This is a genomic window from Corynebacterium sp. UMB10321, from assembly GCF_030228725.1.
In the GTDB taxonomy this organism is placed as follows: Bacteria; Actinomycetota; Actinomycetes; order Mycobacteriales; family Mycobacteriaceae; genus Corynebacterium; species Corynebacterium pseudogenitalium.
Genome location: NZ_JASOZC010000004.1, coordinates 118,722 through 140,579, shown reverse-complemented (window position 1 = coordinate 140,579; position 21,858 = coordinate 118,722). Strand labels below are relative to the sequence as shown.

General features: G+C 64.0%; 21 protein-coding genes. 14 read left to right on the top strand and 7 right to left on the bottom strand.

All coding sequences use genetic code 11. From position 1 onward, the window contains the following. The first annotated feature begins 2 nt into the window (after positions 1–2). From trpD to QP752_RS05950, 7 genes are read left to right on the top strand one after another with little or no spacing between them, the layout of a single operon-like run. Positions 3–1,031, top strand: a complete 1,029-nt coding sequence (gene trpD, locus QP752_RS05980) for an anthranilate phosphoribosyltransferase (protein ID WP_284804870.1) — start codon at positions 3–5, stop codon at positions 1,029–1,031. After that, a complete protein-coding gene (gene trpCF, locus QP752_RS05975) occupies positions 1,024–2,445 on the top strand; it encodes a bifunctional indole-3-glycerol-phosphate synthase TrpC/phosphoribosylanthranilate isomerase TrpF (RefSeq protein WP_284804868.1) in 1,422 nt (473 codons plus the stop codon). Before trpD ends, trpCF begins: the two co-directional genes overlap by 8 nt. Then, a complete protein-coding gene (gene trpB, locus QP752_RS05970; protein ID WP_284804866.1) occupies positions 2,438–3,688 on the top strand; it encodes a tryptophan synthase subunit beta in 1,251 nt (416 codons plus the stop codon). The genes trpCF and trpB overlap by 8 nt, the downstream gene beginning before the upstream one ends. Position 3,689: 1 nt before the next feature. After that, a complete protein-coding gene (gene trpA, locus QP752_RS05965; RefSeq protein ID WP_284804863.1) occupies positions 3,690–4,547 on the top strand; it encodes a tryptophan synthase subunit alpha in 858 nt (285 codons plus the stop codon). A gap of 14 nt (positions 4,548–4,561) precedes the next feature. Further along, complete coding sequence (locus tag QP752_RS05960; protein ID WP_256008439.1) at positions 4,562–4,909, top strand: Rieske (2Fe-2S) protein; 348 nt, start codon at positions 4,562–4,564, stop codon at positions 4,907–4,909. A 53-nt stretch (positions 4,910–4,962) separates the two neighbouring features. Further along, on the top strand, positions 4,963–5,937 hold the full coding sequence (locus tag QP752_RS05955) for a bile acid:sodium symporter family protein (RefSeq protein WP_284804862.1): 975 nt from the start codon (positions 4,963–4,965) through the stop codon (positions 5,935–5,937). Positions 5,938–5,943: 6 nt separating this feature from the next. Next, entirely contained in the window at positions 5,944–6,252 is a 309-nt protein-coding gene (locus QP752_RS05950; protein ID WP_284804860.1) for a hypothetical protein, read from the top strand. Here QP752_RS05950 and QP752_RS05945 read toward each other — a convergent pair. Then, positions 6,249–7,469, bottom strand: a complete 1,221-nt coding sequence (locus QP752_RS05945; protein WP_284804858.1) for an HNH endonuclease signature motif containing protein — start codon at positions 7,467–7,469, stop codon at positions 6,249–6,251. The two genes, QP752_RS05950 and QP752_RS05945, sit on opposite strands and share 4 nt — an antisense overlap. A gap of 628 nt (positions 7,470–8,097) precedes the next feature. Here QP752_RS05945 and QP752_RS05940 point away from each other — a divergent pair. After that, positions 8,098–8,541, top strand: coding sequence for a hypothetical protein (locus tag QP752_RS05940; RefSeq protein ID WP_284804856.1), 444 nt, complete (start codon positions 8,098–8,100; stop codon positions 8,539–8,541). A gap of 331 nt (positions 8,542–8,872) precedes the next feature. On the opposite strand, the gene QP752_RS05935 is transcribed toward QP752_RS05940, so the two are convergent. The 6 genes from QP752_RS05935 to QP752_RS05910 form a co-directional block, all read right to left on the bottom strand. After that, positions 8,873–9,214, bottom strand: coding sequence for a hypothetical protein (locus QP752_RS05935; protein ID WP_070478334.1), 342 nt, complete (start codon positions 9,212–9,214; stop codon positions 8,873–8,875). A gap of 20 nt (positions 9,215–9,234) precedes the next feature. Further along, positions 9,235–9,666 carry a hypothetical protein gene (locus tag QP752_RS05930; protein ID WP_070478332.1) on the bottom strand — a complete coding sequence of 144 codons (432 nt, stop codon included), beginning with the start codon at positions 9,664–9,666 and terminating at the stop codon, positions 9,235–9,237. A 92-nt stretch (positions 9,667–9,758) separates the two neighbouring features. Beyond that, the gene (locus QP752_RS05925) at positions 9,759–10,091 is read right to left on the bottom strand and encodes a branched-chain amino acid transporter permease (protein WP_284804854.1); all 333 of its coding nucleotides are present in this window, start codon (positions 10,089–10,091) and stop codon (positions 9,759–9,761) included. Then, positions 10,088–10,801 (bottom strand): AzlC family ABC transporter permease, encoded by a 714-nt coding sequence (locus QP752_RS05920; protein WP_284804852.1) that lies wholly within the window; start codon positions 10,799–10,801, stop codon positions 10,088–10,090. Before QP752_RS05920 ends, QP752_RS05925 begins: the two co-directional genes overlap by 4 nt. After that, positions 10,802–11,410 carry a YqgE/AlgH family protein gene (locus QP752_RS05915; protein ID WP_284804850.1) on the bottom strand — a complete coding sequence of 203 codons (609 nt, stop codon included), beginning with the start codon at positions 11,408–11,410 and terminating at the stop codon, positions 10,802–10,804. Next, the gene (locus QP752_RS05910; RefSeq protein ID WP_284804905.1) at positions 11,403–12,824 is read right to left on the bottom strand and encodes a CCA tRNA nucleotidyltransferase; all 1,422 of its coding nucleotides are present in this window, start codon (positions 12,822–12,824) and stop codon (positions 11,403–11,405) included. The genes QP752_RS05915 and QP752_RS05910 overlap by 8 nt, the downstream gene beginning before the upstream one ends. 149 nt (positions 12,825–12,973) lie before the next feature. On the opposite strand from QP752_RS05910, the gene QP752_RS05905 reads away from it, so the two are divergent. The 6 genes from QP752_RS05905 (at position 12,974) to trxA (ending at position 21,818) form a co-directional block, all read left to right on the top strand. Further along, the gene (locus QP752_RS05905; RefSeq protein ID WP_084028641.1) at positions 12,974–13,726 is read left to right on the top strand and encodes an NUDIX hydrolase; all 753 of its coding nucleotides are present in this window, start codon (positions 12,974–12,976) and stop codon (positions 13,724–13,726) included. Beyond that, positions 13,723–16,185, top strand: a complete 2,463-nt coding sequence (locus tag QP752_RS05900) for a DUF6049 family protein (RefSeq protein WP_284804849.1) — start codon at positions 13,723–13,725, stop codon at positions 16,183–16,185. Before QP752_RS05905 ends, QP752_RS05900 begins: the two co-directional genes overlap by 4 nt. Before the next feature lies 1 nt (position 16,186). Further along, positions 16,187–19,495 (top strand): murein biosynthesis integral membrane protein MurJ, encoded by a 3,309-nt coding sequence (locus QP752_RS05895; RefSeq protein ID WP_284804848.1) that lies wholly within the window; start codon positions 16,187–16,189, stop codon positions 19,493–19,495. A gap of 83 nt (positions 19,496–19,578) precedes the next feature. Beyond that, complete coding sequence (locus tag QP752_RS05890; RefSeq protein ID WP_284804846.1) at positions 19,579–20,130, top strand: sigma-70 family RNA polymerase sigma factor; 552 nt, start codon at positions 19,579–19,581, stop codon at positions 20,128–20,130. Positions 20,131–20,513: 383 nt separating this feature from the next. After that, positions 20,514–21,464, top strand: coding sequence for a thioredoxin-disulfide reductase (gene trxB / locus QP752_RS05885; protein ID WP_284804845.1), 951 nt, complete (start codon positions 20,514–20,516; stop codon positions 21,462–21,464). Positions 21,465–21,494: 30 nt separating this feature from the next. Further along, positions 21,495–21,818, top strand: coding sequence for a thioredoxin (gene trxA, locus QP752_RS05880; protein ID WP_070478319.1), 324 nt, complete (start codon positions 21,495–21,497; stop codon positions 21,816–21,818). Positions 21,819–21,858 lie beyond the last annotated feature (40 nt).

Here is a 21,858-nt window from a genome sequence, read left to right as displayed (position 1 = left end):
CCATGGCAACCGAACGATCCCTCACCATCCTCAAGCGATTTATGGACAACCGCGAACCGACGCTCGAGGAAGCTATCGAGGCATTCACCCCGCTCACCGTGGGCGACTACGACGACGTCCACATCGCAGCGCTCCTGGCCACGATCCGCACCCGCGGCGAAACCTTCGCTGACATCGCCGGCGCGGCCCGCGCGTTCCTCGCCGCGGGCCGACCGTTCCCGGTGACGGGGGAGGGGCTGATGGACACTGCTGGCACCGGTGGCGACGGCGCGAACACCATCAACATCACCACCGCGGCGTCACTGGTCGCCGCCGCTGGCGGAGTGCCCATGATCAAGTGCGGCAACCGCTCGGTGTCCTCGAAGTCCGGCTCCGCTGACGTCCTCGAGGCCCTGAACATCCCACTCGACCTCGACCCCTCGCGCGCGGTGCGACAGTTCGAATCCTCCAACTTCACCTTCCTCTTCGCACCGGCGTACAACCCGACCATCGCGCACGTGCAGCCGGTGCGCAAGGCGCTCGGCGTGTCCACGCTGTTTAACACGATGGGACCGCTGCTCTCGCCGGCGCGGCCGGAATACCAGATCATGGGCATCGCCAACCCGGCGCAGGGACGCGTCATCGCTGAGACGATGCGCGAGCTGGGGCGGGGGCGCGCGCTCGTCGTCCACGGAGCAGGAACCGATGAGCTGGCGGTCCACGGCCAATCGCAGGTCTGGGAACTGGGCCGGGACGGTTCCATCACCGAGTACGTGCTTACGCCGGAGGAGCTCGGCCTCAAGCGCTGCTCACTCGAGGGCCTGCGCGGCGGCGACGGCGTGGAGAATGCCGCCGCCATCCGCGCGACGTTCGCGGGGGAGGGGCCGGAGGCGCACCGCTCGGCCGTCGCTGCTGGTGCGGGTGCCATGTTCTACCTGAACGGCACAGCGCCGACCATCGCCGACGGCGTCACCCACGCCCTGAACCTGCTTGCCGACGGCACCGTCCACGCATGGTTGCAGCAACACGAGGAGGCTGATTACAGTGCCTAAGCAATTACCCACCGTGCTCGAAGGGATCGTGGCAAGCCGACGCGGCGATCTGGCAGCGATCCGCGAGCGTCTTGCCCACGTGAATGTCGCTGCACTCCCACGCTCGGAGCGTTCACTCTACGACAACCTGAAGCGCGAGGGCACCAGCTTCATCATGGAGTGCAAGTCCTCCTCGCCGTCCCTCGGCCTGATCCGCGCCGACTACAAGCCCGGCCAAATCGCCTCGGTGTACTCGCGCTACGCCGCCGGCATCTCCGTGCTGTGCGAGCCCTCCCGCTTCGGCGGCGACTACGACCACCTGGCCACGGTCGCCTCAAGCACGCACCTGCCCGTGCTCTGCAAGGACTTCATCATCGACGAGGCCCAGGTCTACGCCGCGCGCTACTTCGGCGCCGACGCCATCCTGCTCATGCTCTCGATTCTTGACGACGCCAGCTACGCCTACCTCTCCGGCCTCGCCGAGTCCCTCGGGATGGACGTGCTCACCGAAGTGATTAGCGAGGAGGAGGCCGTGCGGGCTGGTCGACTCGGCGCGCGGATCTTCGGCGTGAACCACCGGAACCTCCACGACCTGTCGATTGACCTAACGCGCTCCGCCCGGTTGGCGCGACTCGCTCCTGCCGAAGCGGCGGTGGTGTCGGAGTCCGGCATCCGGTCCGTGGAGACTGTGCGTCAGCTCGGCGGGCACTCGGACGGGTTACTGGTCGGGTCGCAGCTGACCGGCCAGCCGGACATCGACCTGGCCGCCCGGAAACTGGTGTACGGGCCAAACAAGGTGTGCGGGCTGGCGTCGTGGAGCGCCGCGCAGGCCGCCAAGGCGGCGGGCGCCGTGTACGGCGGGCTCATCTTCGAGGAGTCGAGTCCGCGCAATGTTTCACGTGAAACATCGGCGGACATCATCGCACACGAGCCGGGGCTGCGGTACGTCGCGGTTTCCCGCCGCACGTCCGGGTACGGCGAACTGGTCCAGCCGGGCATCCACGCGGTGCAGGTGCACGCTCCGTACCAGGGATCGCTCGAGGCAGAACGCTCCCTGGTCGAGCGGGTGCGCGCAGAGATCGGGGAGGACGTTGAGCTCTGGAGGGCGGTCTCCATGACTTCAGGGGCTGGCGTGGAGGTTGCGCTGGGGATCCGAGGGGGCGTCGACAAGCTGGTGCTCGACGCGCGCGACGGCGGGTCCGGCGAGACCTTCCGCTGGGCCGACATCCCGGACGAGGTGCGCGGCGACTCGCTCCTCGCCGGCGGGCTGCACCCCGACAACCTCCGGGAGGCGCTCGGCGTCGGCTGCGCGGGCGTCGATCTCAACTCGGGCGTCGAATACCCTGCTCAGGCCGGGCGTAAGGACGCGGGCGCGCTGCGGCGGGCCTTCGAGATCATCGGCAACTACCACTACCCAAGGACAGAAAATGACTGACTACACCCACGGCGGCAGCACGATCCTGCCCGCATACTACGGCGAATTCGGCGGGCAATTCGTCCCCGAATCGCTCCTGCCGGCGCTTGACCAGCTCGAGCGAGCGTTTGTCGACGCCCTCGCCGACGAGAGCTTCATGGCCGAATACCGCGCGCTGCTGCGCGACTACCTCGGCCGACCGACCCCGCTCACCGAATGCCGCAACCTGCCCCTCAACGGGGCGAACGCGCGCATCTTCCTCAAGCGCGAGGACCTCGTGCACGGCGGCGCACACAAGACGAACCAGGTCATCGGTCAAGCACTACTGGCGAAGAAGATGGGCAAAACTCGCATCATTGCCGAGACCGGCGCCGGCCAGCACGGCACCGCCACCGCGCTCGCCTGCGCTTTACTGGGTTTGGATTGCGTCATTTACATGGGCAAGACCGACATGGCGCGGCAGGAGCCAAACGTTTACCGCATGCGGCTGATGGGTGCTGAGGTAGTGGGCGTCGACTCCGGCGCCGGCACCCTGAAAGACGCCGTCAACGAAGCACTACGCGACTGGACCGCCACCTTCCACGAGTCCCACTACCTGCTCGGCACCGCGGCCGGACCGCACCCGTTCCCCAAGATCGTCAAGGAGTTCCACCGCGTGATCTCCGCCGAGGCGAAAGCCCAGATGCTTGAGCGTACCGGCGGGCTGCCGGACGTCGTCTGCGCCTGCGTCGGTGGCGGCTCCAACGCCATCGGAATGTTCGCCGAGTTTATCGACGAGGAGGGGGTCGAACTCATCGGCGTCGAACCCGGGGGAGAGGGCGTGGGCGTCGGCAAGCATGGCGCCGCAATTGCCGCCGGAACCGTCGGCATTCTGCACGGCACGCGCTCCTACCTGATGCGCGACAGCGACGGCCAAGTTGCTGAGTCTTACTCAATATCCGCCGGCCTGGACTACCCTGCGGTCGGACCCGAGCACGCACACCTTGCCAAGACGGGACGCGCGCAGTACGTTCCCGTCACCGACGAATCCGCCCTGCGTGCGTTCCAGTTGCTGTCACGGCACGAGGGCATCATCCCGGCGCTCGAGTCCTCGCATGCGTTGGCGTACGCGCTGCAACGCGCGGCGTCCCACCCGGCTGACGCGGAGCCCCTCACAATCCTCGTTTCCCTTTCGGGCCGCGGCGACAAGGACGTCGCTCACGTCCGTAGAACACTCGCCGAACACCCGGAATGGGTTGAAAATGTGCGAAAGGAGACCAACTAACATGTCCACCCCTACAACGTCACGTTACGAAAGACTCTTCGCCTCCCTACAGGAAAAGGGAGAGGGAGCATTCGTCCCATTCATCATGCTTTCCGACCCAACCCCCGACGACGCCCTCCAAATCATCGACGCCGCCGTCACCGCCGGAGCCGACGCCCTCGAACTCGGCGTCCCGTTCTCCGACCCCGTCGCCGACGGCCCCGCCATCCAGGCGGCACACGTGCGGGCACTCGATGGCGGAGCGACCGTCGATAAGGCACTGGCACAAGTTCGGACGATCCGCGAGCGATACCCCGACCTGCCGATCGGCATGCTGATCTACGCCAACGTCGCCTACGTGCGTGGTCTTTCCTCGTTCTACGAGGCGTTCCGAGAGGCCGGCGCGGACAGCGTGCTACTCCCGGACGTCCCTGTGCGCGAATCGGTGCCGTTCAGCGAAGCTGCTCTTGCCGCGGGTGTCGACCCGATCTACATCGCCCCTGCCAAAGCCAGCCCGCAGACTTTGGAGGGCGTCGCCGCCCAGTCCCGCGGGTACATCTACGCCATCTCCCGCGACGGCGTGACCGGCGCCGACAAGGAAGCCTCCGTCGACGGCCTTCGCGAGGTAGTGGACAACGTGCAAGCATACGGCGGCGCCCCGGTGCTGCTCGGGTTCGGGATCTCCACACCGCAGCACGTCGCGGACGCAATCGCAGCCGGGGCAGTAGGCGCAATCACCGGCTCCGCGATCGCGAACATCGTGGCCAAATACACCGAACACTCGCACCCGAACCCCGCGCGCATTACGGACATCGACGCGCTGACCGCCGAGCTGTCCTCCTACGTCACGGCAATGAAACAGGCTACTATCAGGGCATGACTTGTTCACGACGCATGTTCCTCCTCGGCACCGCCACCACCTTCGCCGGCGCGTTCCTCGCCGCCTGCGGATCTGAACCAACCGCCGAGGTAGCCAAAACCCAAGTACCCGTCGGCAGCGCCGTCATCCTCGACGGCTTCATCATCGCCCAACCGACCGCCGGCGAGTACGTCGCCTACTCCCAAACCTGCCCGCATCAGGGCCAGAAGATCACCAAGGTCGATGGGGACACTGTTCGCTGCACCGGCCACGGCTCCGTCTTCAGCATTATCGACGGCTCCGCAGTCTCCGGCCCAACACAGAATCCACTGACCCCAGCGCAGCTGACAGAAGCGGGCGAGACGCTGAACGCGTCGATGTAAAACTGCTGCTTTCTCGGCCTGCCTGGCGTGGCCTGCGTGGCTATCATGTGTGCATGCCAGGTTTTCTTCGCCGTATTGACCCCTTGCTCCTCGGCATCATCCTCGCCGCGGTACTCGCGTTCATTGCGCCCGCCCGAGGCTCGTTTGCCGAGGGCTTTTCCATTGCTGTCAAACTTGCAATCGGTCTGCTGTTTTTCCTCTATGGTGCGCGTCTTTCCACCCGCGAGGCGCTGCAAGGTTTGACGAATTGGCGCCTGCATTCGATCATCCTCGCCTTTACGTTCATCGCGTATCCTTTGATCGGCCTGGCCATGCGCCCCACAACCGCGTTCATTTCCGACTCGGTATACCAGGGGATCCTCTATCTTTGCCTGGTGCCGTCGACTGTCCAGTCCTCGGTTGCACTGACAGGCATCGCGCGTGGCAATGTGCCGGGAGCGGTGGTGGCGGCGAGCCTGTCGTCGATAGTTGGTGTCGTAGCGACGCCCGCCCTCGTTATGGTCCTGATGGGTGCCGACAGTGGCATTCATATCGATGCATCCGTGTTCCGGAATGTTGCATTACAGTTGCTCCTTCCTTTCGTGCTGGGTCAGGTCGCTCGGGCAGTGGTGCCTGGTGTTGCTGGCTTCGCTGCGCGGAAAGCTACCAAGCTTGTTGACCGCGGGTCCATTTGGATGGTCGTGTACTCGGCGTTCTCAGCCGGTGTTGTTTCTGGCGTGTGGTCGAATGTTTCTGCGCTCGAGTTGGTCTTCCTCTCTGCGTTCGCTCTGGTTCTGGTTTGCGTCATGCTGTGGGTGACGCGGGTTGTCCCGGAGGCCTTGAGTTTCTCGAGGGCGGACACGGTAGCCATCCAGATGTGCGGGACGCAGAAGTCTTTGGCGGCGGGGCTGCCGATGGCGTCGGTTATCTTTGGCGGCGGTCAACTCGGTGTGCTGATTGTGCCGTTGATGGTCTACCATCTGATTCAGTTGATGACGTGCTCCGCGTACGTCTCGCGCCTTGCCCAAACCACAGCTTCGAAGGAATAGTTTCACGTGAAACATTACGTCCGGATTCATTACAGCGCTCCAGATCTTGGGGGAGAGCTTCTCAATATTGCCGAACTTGAGGAGCTGAACCCTCGCGAATGTACGATGGTTCGGATGATCGAGCTGGACCCGAGCGAGACCATTACTGGCATTTATACCGACGGCAAAGTGATTGGTCAGGCGAATGAGCCGATGTCTATCGTTCCGCACCCAGACCTGTACGCACAGTTCGAGGGCATTTCTGCGACAGCCATTGCGGTAGAGCAGTTCGAGGCGCTGTGGGCTGAGGCTTGTAGTCTGCTGAGGCATGCTTAAACCTTGGGTGTGTCCCAATCCCACGTCGGTGCGGCTTCATCCGCAAACGAATCCACACCCCACCCATCCAACTCAATCTCGGCAGCATCATCGCGATACCCCACCCGACCAGGCTCACACACCCACTGCTCACCACTTACAAACCGGAAATACAACACAGGCCCCGGCTTGACCACACGGATAAACCCATCCGTGACCAACGAATGACACCTCGAGCACAACGGCACCAAATTCTCCAAATCCGTGGTGCCGCCCTCGGCCCAATCCCGAATATGATGCATCTGCAAGAACCTGGTATGCCCACAGCCTGGCACCGCGCACTTATGCCCCCACATCCCTAGCAGCACCTGCACCTGCTTCGGGCTTGCCAAACGGCGTTTGCGCCCAAACTTGATCACCTGCCCGTCGGCGTCATAGAGCACACCCATCAAATCTGCATGATCTACCAGATTGGCAAGCCGTGCGGCAGGAGCGGCCATGTGATTCGGTAAAAACGCTCGCCCATCTGATGTCATATGCACCATCACTTGTGCTGCCGGCGCCATGGTTGCGTGTGTGGCGGCCCCGGTGCGCACCATGTGCACCATCCCCATCAGTGATTGCAGCATTAATCGTGCCGGTGGCAGCCCGAAGGTCGAGCGCATCATCTGCGCATCAGCCTCATCCATCGCGTTGTCATCCGCATAGGCGTGTGCGCCTGCGCGCAGGGCTGCTTGAAAGGCCACACCGTCGGTCGCGTTCATGCAAAACCAGCCGCGTAGGTATTGGCCGTCTTCGCGGATGGTCAGCCCGCAGTGTGCACCAGCATCCTCGGGCTGTTTGTCGGTGGGGGTTGCGCCTGCCAGGGCGTGTACGAGGCCTTGGTAGCCAGATTCGGCGGCTATCTCTACGAGTTCGTGTTGGTTTGTGTCGGTGGCGTAGTCGAGCATGTAGCGCACGCTGGTGTAGTCGATGGTTCCTTGTCGCAGCGCGTCGAGGATGGTGGGAAAGGCGGTGAGTTTGCGTGCGACGGCGGCGTATTCGTAGGCGCGGGTGCGTTTCATTTTTAACACTCTGGCAAGCCATGCCCCGGTAGAAGCGCAGCCGTAGTGCTCGGCGAGGTTGTGGGCGTCGAATTCGGCGATCGCAGTGAGTATTTCTGCGTGTGAGTATGCGAACAGGCGTGCGCTTTCTACGATGGTGTTGATGATGGTGTCGGCGTCGATGGTGGTGTGCATGGTTCCCCCTGGTGTTTTGGTTGTTGTTTAGTATACGTGTTCGAATGGTGGTGTCAAGAGGTTTATTCAAATATTTGTTGGTGGGTGTCCGCGCGGCGGACAGTGCGCGGGGTGCTTTGCGACGCCACTTTCGAGCACGGGTGTGTGGGTGGGTGTCCGCGCGGCGGACACCTTGATGCAATCGTTTGGGTATTGAGCTGAACTCGCTCTGTCCGCGCCGCGGAATGCTACTGGAGTCGACTAAAGCTTCGTTGGAGTCCGCGCAGCGGACTGTGCGCGAGGTTGCTTTGCAACAACGGATAGATTGTCCGCCCCGCGGAATGCGTGCTTCGCCGATGCAATTCGCGAAGTGGTGTCCGCCCCGCGGAATATCGAAACACGCAATCACCTGTCCGCCCCGCGGACAATCGGAGCCGTTCGACGGCCCCATGGGAGTAGCAAGTTCTCAACCCACTCTGACCTATTGGTCCGAGCCCGCGCAGGGCAGGGGAGCGCTGTTCCCAAATCACCTCTCGGAATCATTTGATCTCCGAAGTAACGCACAGGACGTTCCGATCGATGTTAGTTGCAGACATGCCAAAACTTTGGCGAGTCCCTAACTTTAACCGATCCCACAAAGGAGCTACCCATGAAGCGTTTTACCTCCGTAGCAGCTGCTGCAACTCTGTCCCTGTCCCTGGTCGCTGGCCCTGCATTCGCGGCTGAGGCTCAGCCTTCCGACAAGGATGCCAAGGTTGGCTCCTCGGTTGCCTACGCGCAGTGCAAGGTCAAGGCTGAGGCCGCAGAGAAGGAAAAGGAGGCTAAGGCAAAGAAGAAGGCAGCTGAGGCACAGACTGCTGGTGACATCGCTAAGAACAAGGCTGATCAGACTCGTCAGGAGATCCGCGAGGAGCTGACCTCTTCTTCTGACGAGCTGGATTGTGTCAAGGAGCTGATCAACGACAAGGATTACAAGGCAGGCATTCTCGGTCTCCTGATCGGCGTTCCGGCTGCGCTCGTTGCACTTCTTGGTGTCGTTGCTGCAGTCTCCGGCGTCATTCCGGGCATTCAGCTTCCAGCGCTGCCGTTCTAATTCACTTATCGACGCCACATTCTGACCCAGCCTCTCGTATAAGGCTGGGTTTTTCAATTTGATTGGCGCCTATTAATTCCCAGTCAATAGCTCGGCCCCATCAACCCGCTCGTGGATCATCTCAGCCCCACACCACACTGTTGAGTGACTATAAATATAGGCACAACATCCCCTGGGGACGCTTCAGACCTGGCAAGTAAGTGGCAGAAATTGAAGCTTCGCCCCTACCAAGACTATGGACCAGTCTAACGTATGTGACGTTATTAAACCCTGTGGCATATACGCGAAAGCGCCCGGCCCGAAACCCGAGCCGAGCGCAAAATCTTGAAATCTACTTTGCGTTCAGTGCCAGAAACGCAAGACCACCAAGAGCCGCAACACCGAGCAAGGAACCCCAGATGATGTCGAAGGTGCGGCCGATAGGCCAATCCTTTTCACGGTCATTGTCGAAAGAGCTTTGCAGTGCAGCGAGACCGAACTCAGCCTCGGCGATTGCCTTCTTGGCGTCAGCTTCGTTCTCGGCAGCGCCAATCTTACCGATCTGCAGAAGGGTCAACGCTGCGACAGACGAAGTGACCTCGTCTCCGCTCGAAGTCTCCCCAGCCTGTGCCGGTACAACAGCGAGCGAGAAGGCAGTGGTGGCTGCGATGGCAGCGGTAGCGAAACGCTTCATGGGAATCTCCTGAATAAATGTTAGAACGGAAGCTGAATGAGGCCTTGCTGAGCAGCGATGCCGCCCACCAAGGCAAGAATGGCGGCAGCAATACCGGTACCGACTAGGATGTCGTAGGTAGTCCCGAGCTTGTAGCCGTTGTTCGCGTCATTCTTATAGGACGACAAGATAATGGCATCGGACTTTTTATTGTTCTCCCCAGCCTTGGTCTTGAATACGCCTGCTTCGGAGGAGCCCTTGAATGGCGCTGACATGCCGATGCCCGGCTTAGCAAACTCAGCTACAGCCAGCAAAACTGCGTAACCGACTGCCTCATCTTCAGAAACCTTCGAAGAAGAGTCATATCCAAAACCCGGAGGGGTCTTATCACCTGCGTTAACAGCACCCGCCGGAACAACAGCGAGCGAAAGGGCAGTGGTGGCTGCGATGGCAGCGGTAGCGAAACGCTTCATGGGAATCTCCTGAATACAGAGGGCGACATTGCCAGGCTTTTAACAACAACCGCTAATGTATCAGGCAGTTTCTAACTCAGCAACACTTCTATTCACAAGACAAGGTTGACGAGCGCCACGTACAACCCTGTGCCGAACAGGATTGAAAGGGCGGGGGAGCGTCGCCAAGCGTGGAGGGCGAGTGTCACGAGGCCGACGAGCACGCCGGCCCACACGGGCTGGTCGGAGCTGGTGAAGGTGTATAGCACGAGCACGACCATGACGCCGACGGGCATGTAGAGGCGGAGGAAATCGAGAAGGGGGCTGCCGTCCAGCCAGCCACGAAAGGCGAATGGCAGCGCTCGGAGCAGCACGGTGACCACGGCGATCGGCAGGATGACGGCCCACACCATGGGCAGATCAACGCCGGCGGGAAGTCCGTTCATCGCTTCCACTCCAATCGCTTATCGACGCCAGGTACCCAAAATCGAACCAGCAGGACAAGGAAGTACGCGATGAGCGCCACCATCAGCATCTGCCCGGGGACGACGAAGGCTGCAACGAGCGCGATCCCAGCGGCGATGAGCACGGCGCTCATGTCTCGCGAAGCCTGGAACGCTTCGTAGGCGAGGACGATGAACAGTGCGGTGAGGGCGAAGTCCATGCCCTCGATTGTGCCTGGAAGGCGTTCGCCGGCAAGCGCCCCGACGAGCCCGGACACGACCCAGAGCGCTTGACACATCACGTGGATGGCAATGAGGCGCGGGCCGGTGATGCGCGTGGTCTGCTGTCGGGCGCTGATGACGGCGTAGGCTTCGTCGGTTAGTGAATACATCGAATAGAGGCGGCCGAACGTCGAGCGGATCGCGTTCCGCGGGTAGGTGAGGCCGTAAAAGAGGTGTCGGAAGTTCACCATGAAACCGGTCATCGCGGCGGAGGCGGGGCCGACGCCGCCGAGCACCATCGGGATTGCGAGGAATTCGGTGGAACCGGCGTAGATAAGCATCGAGAAGACCGGTGTCCACCACCAGGCGAACCCGGATTGCACCATGAGCAGCCCAAACGCTAGCCCGAGGGGCACAACGCCGAGCCCGACGAGCCACATGTCGCGCACTCCGAGGCCGAATTCTCGCAATGTTTCACGTGAAACATTCATCTAGTTGTCCTCGATGTCGGATGGGAAGGTGGCAAACAGGGGTAGGGGCATGGGTTGGCGGCGTAGGACGTCGGCCCACAAATCGACACTCGCGGGTGTGATGACGTCGGAGGGGAGGGCCGGGGCGACGTACCAGTCGCCGCGTTCGATCTCCTCGTCGAGCTGACCCGCGTCCCAGGACGAGAACCCGGCGAACAGGCGGAAGCCCTCCAGCAGCCCAGTGAACTGCTCAGCCGACGCATGCATGTTCACGTGCACAAGCTTGTTCGCGAGGCGCGTCAGGGTCGGGTGCTCGGCGATGTCGACGTCGTTGCGCGTGACGCCCAGGCCAACGGCAGCGTTCGGGCTGACGGGTCCGCCGTAATACATCACCGCCGGCTCGCTGGCGAGCGACTCCCACTCGGGCAGCACGTTTACAACGGCGGCGTCGGAACGACGATTCAAGATGACGCCGAGCGTGCCCTGCTCGCCGTGCTCGATAACAAGGACAACCGTGCGGGCGAATTCAGGCGAGTACATCCCCGGAGCGGCGACGAGCAGCATACCGCTGTCGGGTTCCGTGCGCTCGAGTGACGTAAACAGGCGGTCGCCGTAGAAATACTCAGGCATTACGTTCCTCCCACCAAGACTTCAGCGCAGCGACGGCCTCGTCGTGCTCGAGTTCGCCGCGCTCCAGACGTAGTTCCTTCATATACTTCCAGGCCTCGCCGACCTCCGGGCCGGGCTTGAGATCCAGGATCTGCATGATTTCGTTGCCGTCCAGGTCAGGGCGGATGCGCGCAAGATCCTCCTGCTCGGCGAGCGTCGCGATTCGCTCCTCGAGGTTCTGGTACGCACGCTGCAGGCGGCGCGCCTTGCGTGGGTTTCGCGTCGTGCAGTCGGCGCGCACGAGTTTGTTCAAGCGGCCGAGGAGGTCGCCGGCGTCGGTGACGTAGCGACGCACCGCCGAATCGGTCCACTTGCCTTCGCCGAAACCATAGAAACGCATGTGCAGGAACACCAGTTGGCCGACATCGCTGATCACGTGCTTCGGGTACTTCAGCGCGCGGAGGCGCTTGCGCACCAGCTTCGCACCCACGACCTCGTGGTGGTGGAAGCTCACGCCACCGCCTTCCTTGAGGGCGCGGGTGGCGGGCTTGCCGACGTCGTGAAGCAGCGCAGCGAGCCGCAACTTGAGGTCGGGGCCGTCGTCCTCGAGCTCGGTGGCCTGTCGAAGCACTGTCAGTGAGTGCGCATAGACGTCCTTGTGCTGCATGTGCTCGTCCTGCTCGAGCTGCAGCGCCGGCACCTCAGGCAGCACGAACTCGGCGATGCCGGTGCGAACCAGCAGGTCAATGCCGTCCCAGGGGGCGATGCCACACATGAGCTTGTCCAGCTCGGCTTGGATCCGCTCGACGGTGATGCGCTGAATCTCACCTGCCATGTCGCGCATCGCGTCGAAGACGCGCGGGGCGACCTCGAAGCCGAGTTGGGAGGCGAAACGGGCGGCGCGCAGCATGCGAAGCGGGTCGTCGCGGAAGGAAATCTCGGGGGCCTGCGGGGTGTCAAGGCGGCGTTGCAGCAGGTCACTGATACCGTCCACCGGGTCGTGGAAGATTGGACGGAGTGCGCCGTCGACCACGTCGAGCTCGATGGCCATTGCGTTGCAGGCAAAGTCGCGCCGAATGAGGTCACCCTCGAGGGTGTCGCCGAACGTCACCTCGGGGTTGCGTGTCACGCCGTCGTAGAGGTCGGAACGGAACGTCGTGATCTCCACCTGCTGGCCCTCGCGCACGGCGGCCACGGTGCCGAACTCGATGCCGGTGTCCCAGGTCGTCTCGCCCCACTCGTCGAGAATTTCCTGCACGGTGGGGGGCAGGGCGGACGTCGTGAAGTCGAGGTCGTGCCCGAGCTTGCCAAGCATCGCGTCGCGCACGGGCCCGCCGACAAGGTAGAGGTGCTCGCCGCGCTCCACGAAGCGCTGGGCGAGGGGCGTCAGCAAGCCACTGAGCTTTTCGACGCCCTCTTCGGCCCGAACCTGCAACGCCGCGACGGCGTTCGGGTCGGAGGGGTCGGGGAGGTCGAACGGGCACCGGTGTGTTTCTTCAGTCTTTGTCACCTCTCACACGATACTTTGCTTCCCTGGTGCTGTTAAGTACCACAAAGGTGGCCAGTGCGGATACCATGAATTGAATGACTGAGAACACTCGGCCGAAGCCGGTTCCTCCGTCGGAGCGGAAGTCTTCGAACTCTGGCGGGAAGGGGCGCGGGGACGGCGCTAACTCGAAGGCGGGGGGTGACTCCCCGAAGCGGCGGCGTGGCCGTCGGCGTGGTTCGCACGCCAAAAAGCGGGGGTCACAGCAGCAGCGTCGTCGCGGGTCGAACCGGCGGGGGCGGGGCGCGTCGGCGCGGAAGAGGCAGCAGCGGCCGGTTGATTCGTCGCTGGAGACCAGGAACGAGACGAGTGCGGGCGGCCTGGTGGTGTCTGGTATGGCGGAGGCTGTGGACCGGCACGACAAGGTGGACCTGTCGAAGATTTACGTCGCGCTCATTGGGCGGCTGGACCGTCGGGGTCGTCTGTTGTGGTCGATGCCGAAAGGCCACGTGGAGGAAGGCGAGGAGCAGTGGCGCACTGCGGAGCGTGAGGTGTGGGAGGAGACCGGGATTACCGGAGAGGCCTTCAACACGCTCGGTGTGATTGATTATTGGTTCATTTCTGAGGGCGTCCGCATTCATAAGACGGTGCACCATAACTTGTTGCGCTACGTCGATGGAGTGTTTAACGACGAAGACCCGGAGGTCACGGAAGTCGCGTGGGTGCCGATGAACCAGCTGATCGAGCGCCTGGCGTACGCGGACGAGCGCAAGCTCGCGCGGATCGCGGTGAACAGGATGCCGGACTTGGCGCGCAAGGAAGCCGCGGCCGGAAGGTTGACACCGCGATGAGCAGCGTGCGTAGCGGAGCCGCGGCGATTGCGGTGGCGCTGGGCCTGCTTCCGGTCACGGCGGGCGCCCTACCAGCGCCAACGTCGCCCGAGGACCCGGCGGTGGCGTCGCAGTGGGTGAACCCGGCAGTGCGTCCGGGGGAGGGCACCCGCGCGTCCATCACGCTTGTCGACGCCCCCTCGGCCCTCAACGCCGGCGAAATGTTTCACGTGAAACTTCGCATCCACAACAACACGGACGCGCCGCTGGCGAACCTGCGCGTGGTCCCACGGCGTGGCCCGGCCACGGGTTCCGTGCTGGACCAGCGCGCGGCGGCGGTCGCCTCGGTGAGCGAGTACGGCCCGGTGGGGCGCGGAGTGGACGTCGATAAGGAGTTGGGCGCGGGGGAGTCGGCAGAGGTCGAGCTGGATGTTGAGCTGCCGGGCGCGGGGACGTACCCGCTGCTCTTCGAACTCAAACAGAGCCTGACGACGCTGGACACTGAGCGCTTCCACATCTCGGTGCGCGGCGAGCCGTCGGAGGACCCGGCGCCGGCTATGACCGCCCTGTACCCGATTACCGCACCTATTGACATCGTGCCCGGGGAAACAGGGGAGGCGCCGGAGCGCTCCCCGCTGCTGCTGAAGTCGGAGACGTTGGCGAGCCAGCTCGCGCCCGGCGGGCGCCTTGAGCGGCTGCTCAGCCAGTACGAGGACGCGGTGGAGGAACCTGGCGTTGGCTTCGCCACGTGCGTGGGGCTGGACCCGGCGCTCGTGGACACGGTGGCGCGGATGGCGGAGGGCTACCGCGTCACCACCACGCGCCCGCCCGTCGCTGAGGAGCCCAAGCGGCTCCGCGACAGCTGGACCACCGACGACACCACCGCCCAGGGCGAGATAGGCAAGGGACAAGCAGACGCGCAGGCGTGGCTGGCTCAGCTGCGCAGCGTCGCAGCGAAGGGCTGCACGGTGGCGCTGCCGTGGCAAAACGTAGACGTCAACACGCTGGCTCGCACCGGCGACCAGTGGCTGATGCGTGAGGCGTTGGAGCGTGGCCCGTTCGTGCTCGAGCGGGAGCTCGGCACGGCGGGCACGCTCAACGCCGTCATCCCGGGCGCCGGCTACATCACGCCGGACGCGGCCCCCGCCTTCGGCTGGGCCAACCACATCGACTCCGCGATCCCGGAGCACGGGCTGCAGGGGGAGTGGGAGGCGGCTCGGGCGGAGCGGGCGTCGACAAGTGGGGACGGGCAGGCTGCGCTCGACCGCAACGAACTGCCGGACCCCGCGGACGTGTTCCCGGCGGCGCCTGCGCACCCGGTGCACGTGCTGGCGGCGCGAAGCAGCGTCGACCACCCGGGCCCCGGCAACGCCGCGTGGGTGGCGCCGGGGGTGATGGCGGTGCAGTTCCAGGACTCGCTGGCCTCGGTCTTAGCGACGGTCGGCTCCGCCCCCGCCACCGTCGGCTACTCGAATGACGCGCTGCGGTACCGCTACGAGATGGACTCCCAACGGGCGCGCGCGATCAACGCGGCGTCCGCGCTGCGGCTGGCGGTGCAGGAGGCGACGCCGGAGGAGCCGGTGTTCGTGAACCCTCCGGCGAGCTGGGACGCGGACTCGGCGGCGATGCTGCTGGGGACGGTCGCCGAGCTGGTCCGGGAGGGTAAGGCAGCGCCGATGAGTTTCGGCGACTTCCTGAACACGCCCGACCCGGCGGAGGTGCCGGCGGCGACGCGCGTGGGCACGCTGTTTCCGGATCCGACAGTGGTCTCGGACGCGGAGGTGCTGACGGCCTCCCAGCAGGCTGAGTTCACAGATGACTTGACGCAGCTGCTCGCGAACGACCCACAGGTGGCGCTGACGCGTTACGGGTTCACGCTGCCGCTGCGCCGCGATGTGCTGGCGGCCCTGAGTATGCAGGAGCGACAGTCGCTGTCGCGGTACGACGCCGCCGTGCGCACCACGGCCGAGCGGTTGCGGGGCAGCCGCGACGTACTGCAGGCGCTGCGGGCGTCGGTGACGCTGATTCCACCGGGCAACGTGTACACGCGGACCTCCCCGTCAAGCCCGCTGCTGATTGTGGCGCAGAACGGGATGCCGCTGCCGGTGCAGACGACCATCCGGTTCCAGGCGGCGAGCGGCCCGATCACGCTGCACGTGCCAACGACGATGCGGATCCCGGCCCGCGGCTCGCAGACGGTACAGATGACGGCGGACTACCCGGAGGACCAGCGCAGTATTGACCTGCAGCTGTACCTGGCGGGTTCTGATGGCAGTCCGATCTCGCAGCCGGTGAACATTTCGGTGCGCACGGCGGGCGCCGCCGTGGAGGGCTGGGCGCTGGTCACCGGGCTTGGCGTGCTGGTGGTGCTGATGCTGATGTATTCGGTGGGCCGCCGCCGCCGGGCGCGGGCAGCGCCACGCAGCCCAACAACACAGCAACGTTTGGACAATGAACACCCACCTTTGATTGGAGACTGACGTGGTTGAGCAACCTCGGGCTGGTACGCGTGGCCGAATCGTGCCCCCTGCACCGCCGGCGCCGGTGCCCACCCCGCGAGAAAACCCAGAGCTTATCGACGCCACCGAGGCCGAGGCCCCGGACCGTTCGACGCTGACCGCGGACCCTTCGGCGGCGGTGCCGGATCCCGCCCCGGAGAGCAATTCCGTGGTGCGGGCGACGGGATCGATGGCGATCGCGACGCTGATTTCGCGCATCACGGGGTTCATCCGCACGGTGCTGATCGGCGCCGCGTTGGGCCCGGCGGTGGCGTCGGCATTTAATACGGCGAATACGCTGCCGAACATTATTACGGAGATCGTGCTGGGGTCCGTGCTGACGGCCCTGGTGGTGCCGGTGTTGGTGCGCGCGGAGAAGGAGGACCCGGACCGCGGGGAGCGCTTTATCCGCCAGCTGTTCACGCTGACGCTGACGATCCTGACGGTGGTGACGGTTGCCGCTGTGGCCGCCGCGCCGCTGCTGACGCGCGTCTTCCTCGACGATGAGGGCCAGGTGAACGTCGCGCAGTCGACGTCGTTTGCGTATTTGGTGTTGCCGCAGATTTTCTTCTACGGCATGTTCTCGCTGTTCATGGCGGTGCTGAATACGAAGGAGCATTTCCGGCCGGGTGCGTGGGCGCCGGTGGCGAACAACGTGGTGTCGATTGCGGTGCTGCTGGGGTACATGATGTTGCCGGGCAGTTTGAATCCCGCGGCGCCGGCGTCGATATCGAATCCGCATGTGCTGTTGCTGGGCGTCGGCACGACGTTGGGTGTGGCGGTGCAGTGCCTGATTATGCTGCCGGCGCTGCGCAAGCTCGGCATTAACCTGCGGCCGCTGTGGGGTATCGACGACCGCCTCAAGGTGTTCGGCGGGATGGCCCTGGCGATCGTGACCTATGTGGGGATTAGCCAGGTCGGCTACATCGTGACCACACGTATCGCGTCGATGGCGAGCGACGCCGCCCCGATTATTTACCAGCAGCACTGGATGCTGCTGCAGGTGCCCTACGGCATCATTGGCGTCACCTTGCTGACGGCGATCATGCCGCGCCTGTCCCGCAACGCCGCCGATGGTGATGACGCCGCGGTGGTCCGGGACCTGACGTTGGGCACGAAGCTGACGTTCATCGCCCTGATCCCGATCATTGTCTTTATGACGGCGCTCGGCCCCGACATCGGGCACGCGTTGTTCGCGTACGGCAACTTCGACGGCAACACGGCCCGCACGTTGGGCCTGACGGTGAGTTTCTCCGCGTTTACGCTGATCCCGTACGCCTTGGTGATGTTGCACCTGCGCGTGTTCTACGCGCGGGAGGAGGCATGGACGCCGACGTTCATTATCGCCGGCATCACGATTACGAAGGTGGTGCTGTCGTACCTTGCGCCGCTGGTTGCGGATTCGACGCAGTCCGTCGTGGTGCTGTTGGGCGCTGCGAACGGCTTCGGTTTCGTCGCCGGCGCGGTGATCGGCGCGCTGCTGTTGCGTCGGAAGTTGGGCACGCTGGAGGCGCGTTCGGTGCTGCACACGTCGCTGTGGGCGACGGCCTCGGCACTGATCGGTATCGCGGTGATGTTCCTGGTGCGCTGGCTCGTGCGCGATGTCGCGGGTATCGACGCCCCATCCTTCCTCGGCGGCCTCATCGGCTTGCCGTCGCTGGGCTTCTTGTTTGAGGTGATGGTCCTCGGCGTGCTGTTCGTGGTGGCGACGGGCCTGGTGCTGTCGCGCTCTGGTCTGCCGGAGGTGCAGAACCTGGGCCGTGCTCTGGCGCGCATCCCGGGCATGGGTCGCTTTATCCGCCCGGACGAGGACGCCGCGATCGAGGTCGGCGAGGTGGACCTGCGGGATGTGTCGCAGCAGTTCCTGGCCGCCGATACGTTCAATGCGTCGCCGGTGCCGCCGCCGATGTCGGCCGGTGTCGTGCGCGGCCCGCGCTTGGTACCGGGTGCGTCGGTGTCGGATGGCCGCTTCCGCCTCATCCGCGATCACGGCTCTACCACGGGCGCGCAGTTCTGGCAGGCCCGCGAGGTGTCGACGGGCCGCTCCGTGGCGCTGACGTTCGTCGATACGACGGGCATGGCCCCGATGGCTCCGGCGACGCCGCGCCAGGCCGCTATCGACGCCGCGGGTGTGTCGCGCCGCACGCGCAAGCTCGCGATGTTGCGCCACCCGGCGCTGCCGGAGAACATCGAGATCGTGTCGTATCGCACGGGTGCCCTCGTGGTCGCTGACTGGGTGGAGGGCTCCTCGGTCCGCGCGGTCGCCGAGTCAGGCCAGACGTTGCACACGGACGCGGTGGCGAACGCGCTTGCCCCGTTGGCGGGCGCGATCGCCGCGGCGCACGAGGCTGGGGTGCCGCTCGGGTTGGATAACCGCCAGCGCCTCCGTATCGACCGCGAGGGCCACGTGCGCCTCGCGTTCCCGGCCGTCTTGCCGGACGCCTCCGCCGCCGACGACGCCGACGCCTTCGCCTCCGCGCTGCAGCTGCTGACCACCAACGTCGACTCCGATGACCTCGCCGACGTCGCCAGCACCACCCGCGCCCTCGTCGACGCCGACGCCATCGAGTCCCACGACTTCCGCGAGCTCGAGCGCCAACTCACCCGCGACGAAGCCGAGGACGCCCCCGCCGAAGCAATCGACCCCGTCGAGCCGGTCGAGGAGCAGTCTGAGGAGCCGAAGGACCTGCGCGGCGGTTTCGGATCCCGCCGCTACGGCCCGGTCACACTCGCGGTGTTGCTGTCGCTCGCGGTTGGCGCGGTGATCATCATCGCGGCGCTCACCGCGTACCTGGTCGGCTTCCTCTCCGGCGACGACACGAACGCGCCCGTCACGGTGGACTCGGTCCAGACCGGGGTAGAGGAGGTCGAGGAGGAGGTCACGGGCCTGCCCGTGTTGCTCACCCCGATGCGCGCGACCATCGAAGGTGCTTCCGCGCCCGAGCTTGTCGACGCCGACCGCTCCACCACCTGGACCGGCTCAGACAACGTGAGCGTCGAGCTCCGACCCGCCAAGGGCGCGACCGCCCGCAAAGGGTTCACCCTGGAGCACGTGATCGTCGATACCCCGTCCAACGGCGACACCTTCCGGGTCTACGGCCTGCCCGCCGGCGCCTCGTGGAACGGCGACGTCGCCGACCTGCCGCTGCTGCAGGAGGGCACGTTCCTCAACGGCCAGAACGGCATCGACGTGGAGGACTCACCGGAACTCACCGGCCTGGTCCTCAGCGTCTCCGGCCAGGACATCATCCTCCGGGACGTCACCCTCATCGGGCGCACTAGCCTCCGATGATGTCCACCATGGTGGACAAAAAACGCTTCCTCTTCCGGCGCTGATGCATCACACTGGATGCATCAGCAATGGGAGGGTGCATCATGCGCAGAAAAACGGACCACCAACTCGTCCACGAATACATCGCAGGCGACATCCACGCCTTCAACCTCATCGTCCGGCGCCACGAACGCAACATGCTCGGCGTCGCCCTTCGCTACTCACGCAATGAGTGCGACGCCGAAGACATCGTCCAAGACGCCCTGCTCAAGGCGTCCCGCCACCTTTATGGCTTCCGCTTCGAGTCGAAGGTGTCTACCTGGCTATACCGGCTGGTCGCCAACGCAAGCTTGGACCACCAGCGCCGCCGCAAGGCCGAGTACACCGTGTCCCTCGACGACAACGATGAGCTCTCCCAGGACAAGGATCCTCGCCTGGCCCACGACCCAACCGCCAACCTGGATCGCCTCATCGCTGTCAAGGACGCGCTGCGCGTCGTACCGGAGGCGCACCGGAAGGCTGTCTTCCTCATCGACATCATGGGCATGTCGCTCCAGTCCGCCGCCGACACCTGCGGCGTCCAGCCCGGCACCATGAAGTCCCGCCGCGCCCGGGCTCGCGCCATGATGCTCGAGCACATGGAAGAGGTCTGTTAGCTCCTCGCTGGGGACTCGCACCACATTCCAGGATTTTGACCATCCCCGAGGCGTTTCCCCAGGTCGCGTGCTTCGCGTGGGGGAATTTGGTGTCCAGGAAACGGGGCGAGTGACAAAAGACGCAATTCGAAAAAACGCGACCTACATACCTGCAGGTCGCAAAAGGGCTAGGCAACAAGGGGTGTGTCTTTTGGCACTGGGTCCCATCAAGGAGACACCAAATTCCTGCTTTCCCCTTAGTGCCAGCAGGACGCTCGGCGTTTCCCCAGGTCGCCAACCCCGCGGACGGAAATCTGGTGCACTCCCCGCAAGCACACGTCTGGAACAAACAGTAGACTGGCTACGTTTACACCCCTGACAGAGCAAATCTACGAGGAGTTTCCATGACCAACGAGGCCAGCGAACAAGCAGAACAAATTCATGACGTGATTATTGTCGGCTCGGGCCCGGCGGGGTACACGGCGGCGCTGTACGCGGCGCGTGCGGAGCTGAACCCGTTGGTGTTTGAGGGTTACGAGTACGGCGGCGAGCTGATGAACACCACTGAGGTGGAGAACTTCCCTGGCTTCAAGGATGGGGTGATGGGCCCGGATCTGATGATGCAGATGCGCGAGCAGGCGGAGAAGTTCGGCGCGCGCCTGGAGTCGGAGCTGGTGGACAAGGTTGATCTCTCCGGTGACGTGAAGAAGGTGTTCGTGGGGGATGACGTCTACCAGGCCCGCGCGGTCATTCTCGCTACTGGTGCGGCACCGCGTCACCTGGGCATTCCGGGTGAGGCTGAGCTGACGGGTCGCGGTGTGTCCACGTGCGCGACCTGTGACGGCTTCTTCTTTAAGGATCAGCACATTGCCGTTGTCGGTGGTGGGGATTCGGCGATGGAGGAAGCGACGTTTTTGACCAAGTTTGGGTCGAAGGTCTCCATTATTCACCGTTCGGAGAACTTCCGCGCGTCGCAGATTATGTTGGAGCGCGCCCGGGCGAATGAGAAGATTGAGTTTATTACGCATTCGGTGGTCGAAGAGGTCGTCGAAAAGGATGGCAAGGTTGGCGGCCTGAAGGTGCGCAACGTGCAGTCGGGCGAGGAGTCGGTGCTGGACGCGACGGCGTTGTTCGTGGCGATCGGGCATGATCCGCGTTCGGCGTTCCTGGAAGGCCAGGTGGCCACGGACGAGGGTGGGTACGTCCTTGTCGACGCCCCTTCGACCCGCACGAACGTGCCGGGCGTGTTTGCGTGTGGCGATTTGGTGGATAACCACTATCGTCAGGCGATTACGGCGGCTGGTTCGGGGTGCCGGGCGGCGTTGGATGCGCAGCATTTCCTTGCGGCGCTTTAGAATAGAAAGAACTGTGTTCAAGGAGGAACGATGAGTGCACCTGTTGATGTGACGAAGAATACGTTTAAGGCTGAGGTCGTTGAGGCTTCGACGCCGGTGTTGGTGGATTTTTGGGCTGAGTGGTGCGCTCCGTGCCGGAAGTTGTCGCCGACGTTGGATGAGATTGCGTCTGAGCTGGATGGCAAGGTGAAGGTCGCGAAGGTGAATGTGGATGAGGAGCGTGAGCTGGGAATGATGTTCCAGGTCATGTCGATCCCGACTGTGTTGATCTTCAAGGATGGCCAGAAGGTGGATGAGTTTGTGGGGGCGCTCCCGAAGGCGCAGATCGTCCAGAAGGTTGAGTCGTATCTGTAGGCTGTCCGTCGTAGGATGGACTGCATTGTTGGTTTTGTAG

Coding starts and splice junctions, on each gene's coding strand:
- trpD (WP_284804870.1), top strand. CDS start 3: ATGGCAACCGAACGATCCCTCACCATCCTCAAGCGATTTATGGACAAC.
- trpB (WP_284804866.1), top strand. CDS start 2,438: ATGACTGACTACACCCACGGCGGCAGCACGATCCTGCCCGCATACTAC.
- trpA (WP_284804863.1), top strand. CDS start 3,690: ATGTCCACCCCTACAACGTCACGTTACGAAAGACTCTTCGCCTCCCTA.
- QP752_RS05960 (WP_256008439.1), top strand. CDS start 4,562: ATGTTCCTCCTCGGCACCGCCACCACCTTCGCCGGCGCGTTCCTCGCC.
- QP752_RS05955 (WP_284804862.1), top strand. CDS start 4,963: ATGCCAGGTTTTCTTCGCCGTATTGACCCCTTGCTCCTCGGCATCATC.
- QP752_RS05945 (WP_284804858.1), bottom strand. CDS start 7,469: ATGCACACCACCATCGACGCCGACACCATCATCAACACCATCGTAGAA.
- QP752_RS05940 (WP_284804856.1), top strand. CDS start 8,098: ATGAAGCGTTTTACCTCCGTAGCAGCTGCTGCAACTCTGTCCCTGTCC.
- QP752_RS05935 (WP_070478334.1), bottom strand. CDS start 9,214: ATGAAGCGTTTCGCTACCGCTGCCATCGCAGCCACCACTGCCTTCTCG.
- QP752_RS05930 (WP_070478332.1), bottom strand. CDS start 9,666: ATGAAGCGTTTCGCTACCGCTGCCATCGCAGCCACCACTGCCCTTTCG.
- QP752_RS05925 (WP_284804854.1), bottom strand. CDS start 10,091: ATGAACGGACTTCCCGCCGGCGTTGATCTGCCCATGGTGTGGGCCGTC.
- QP752_RS05920 (WP_284804852.1), bottom strand. CDS start 10,801: ATGAATGTTTCACGTGAAACATTGCGAGAATTCGGCCTCGGAGTGCGC.
- QP752_RS05915 (WP_284804850.1), bottom strand. CDS start 11,410: ATGCCTGAGTATTTCTACGGCGACCGCCTGTTTACGTCACTCGAGCGC.
- QP752_RS05905 (WP_084028641.1), top strand. CDS start 12,974: ATGACTGAGAACACTCGGCCGAAGCCGGTTCCTCCGTCGGAGCGGAAG.
- QP752_RS05900 (WP_284804849.1), top strand. CDS start 13,723: ATGAGCAGCGTGCGTAGCGGAGCCGCGGCGATTGCGGTGGCGCTGGGC.
- QP752_RS05890 (WP_284804846.1), top strand. CDS start 19,579: ATGCGCAGAAAAACGGACCACCAACTCGTCCACGAATACATCGCAGGC.
- trxB (WP_284804845.1), top strand. CDS start 20,514: ATGACCAACGAGGCCAGCGAACAAGCAGAACAAATTCATGACGTGATT.
- trxA (WP_070478319.1), top strand. CDS start 21,495: ATGAGTGCACCTGTTGATGTGACGAAGAATACGTTTAAGGCTGAGGTC.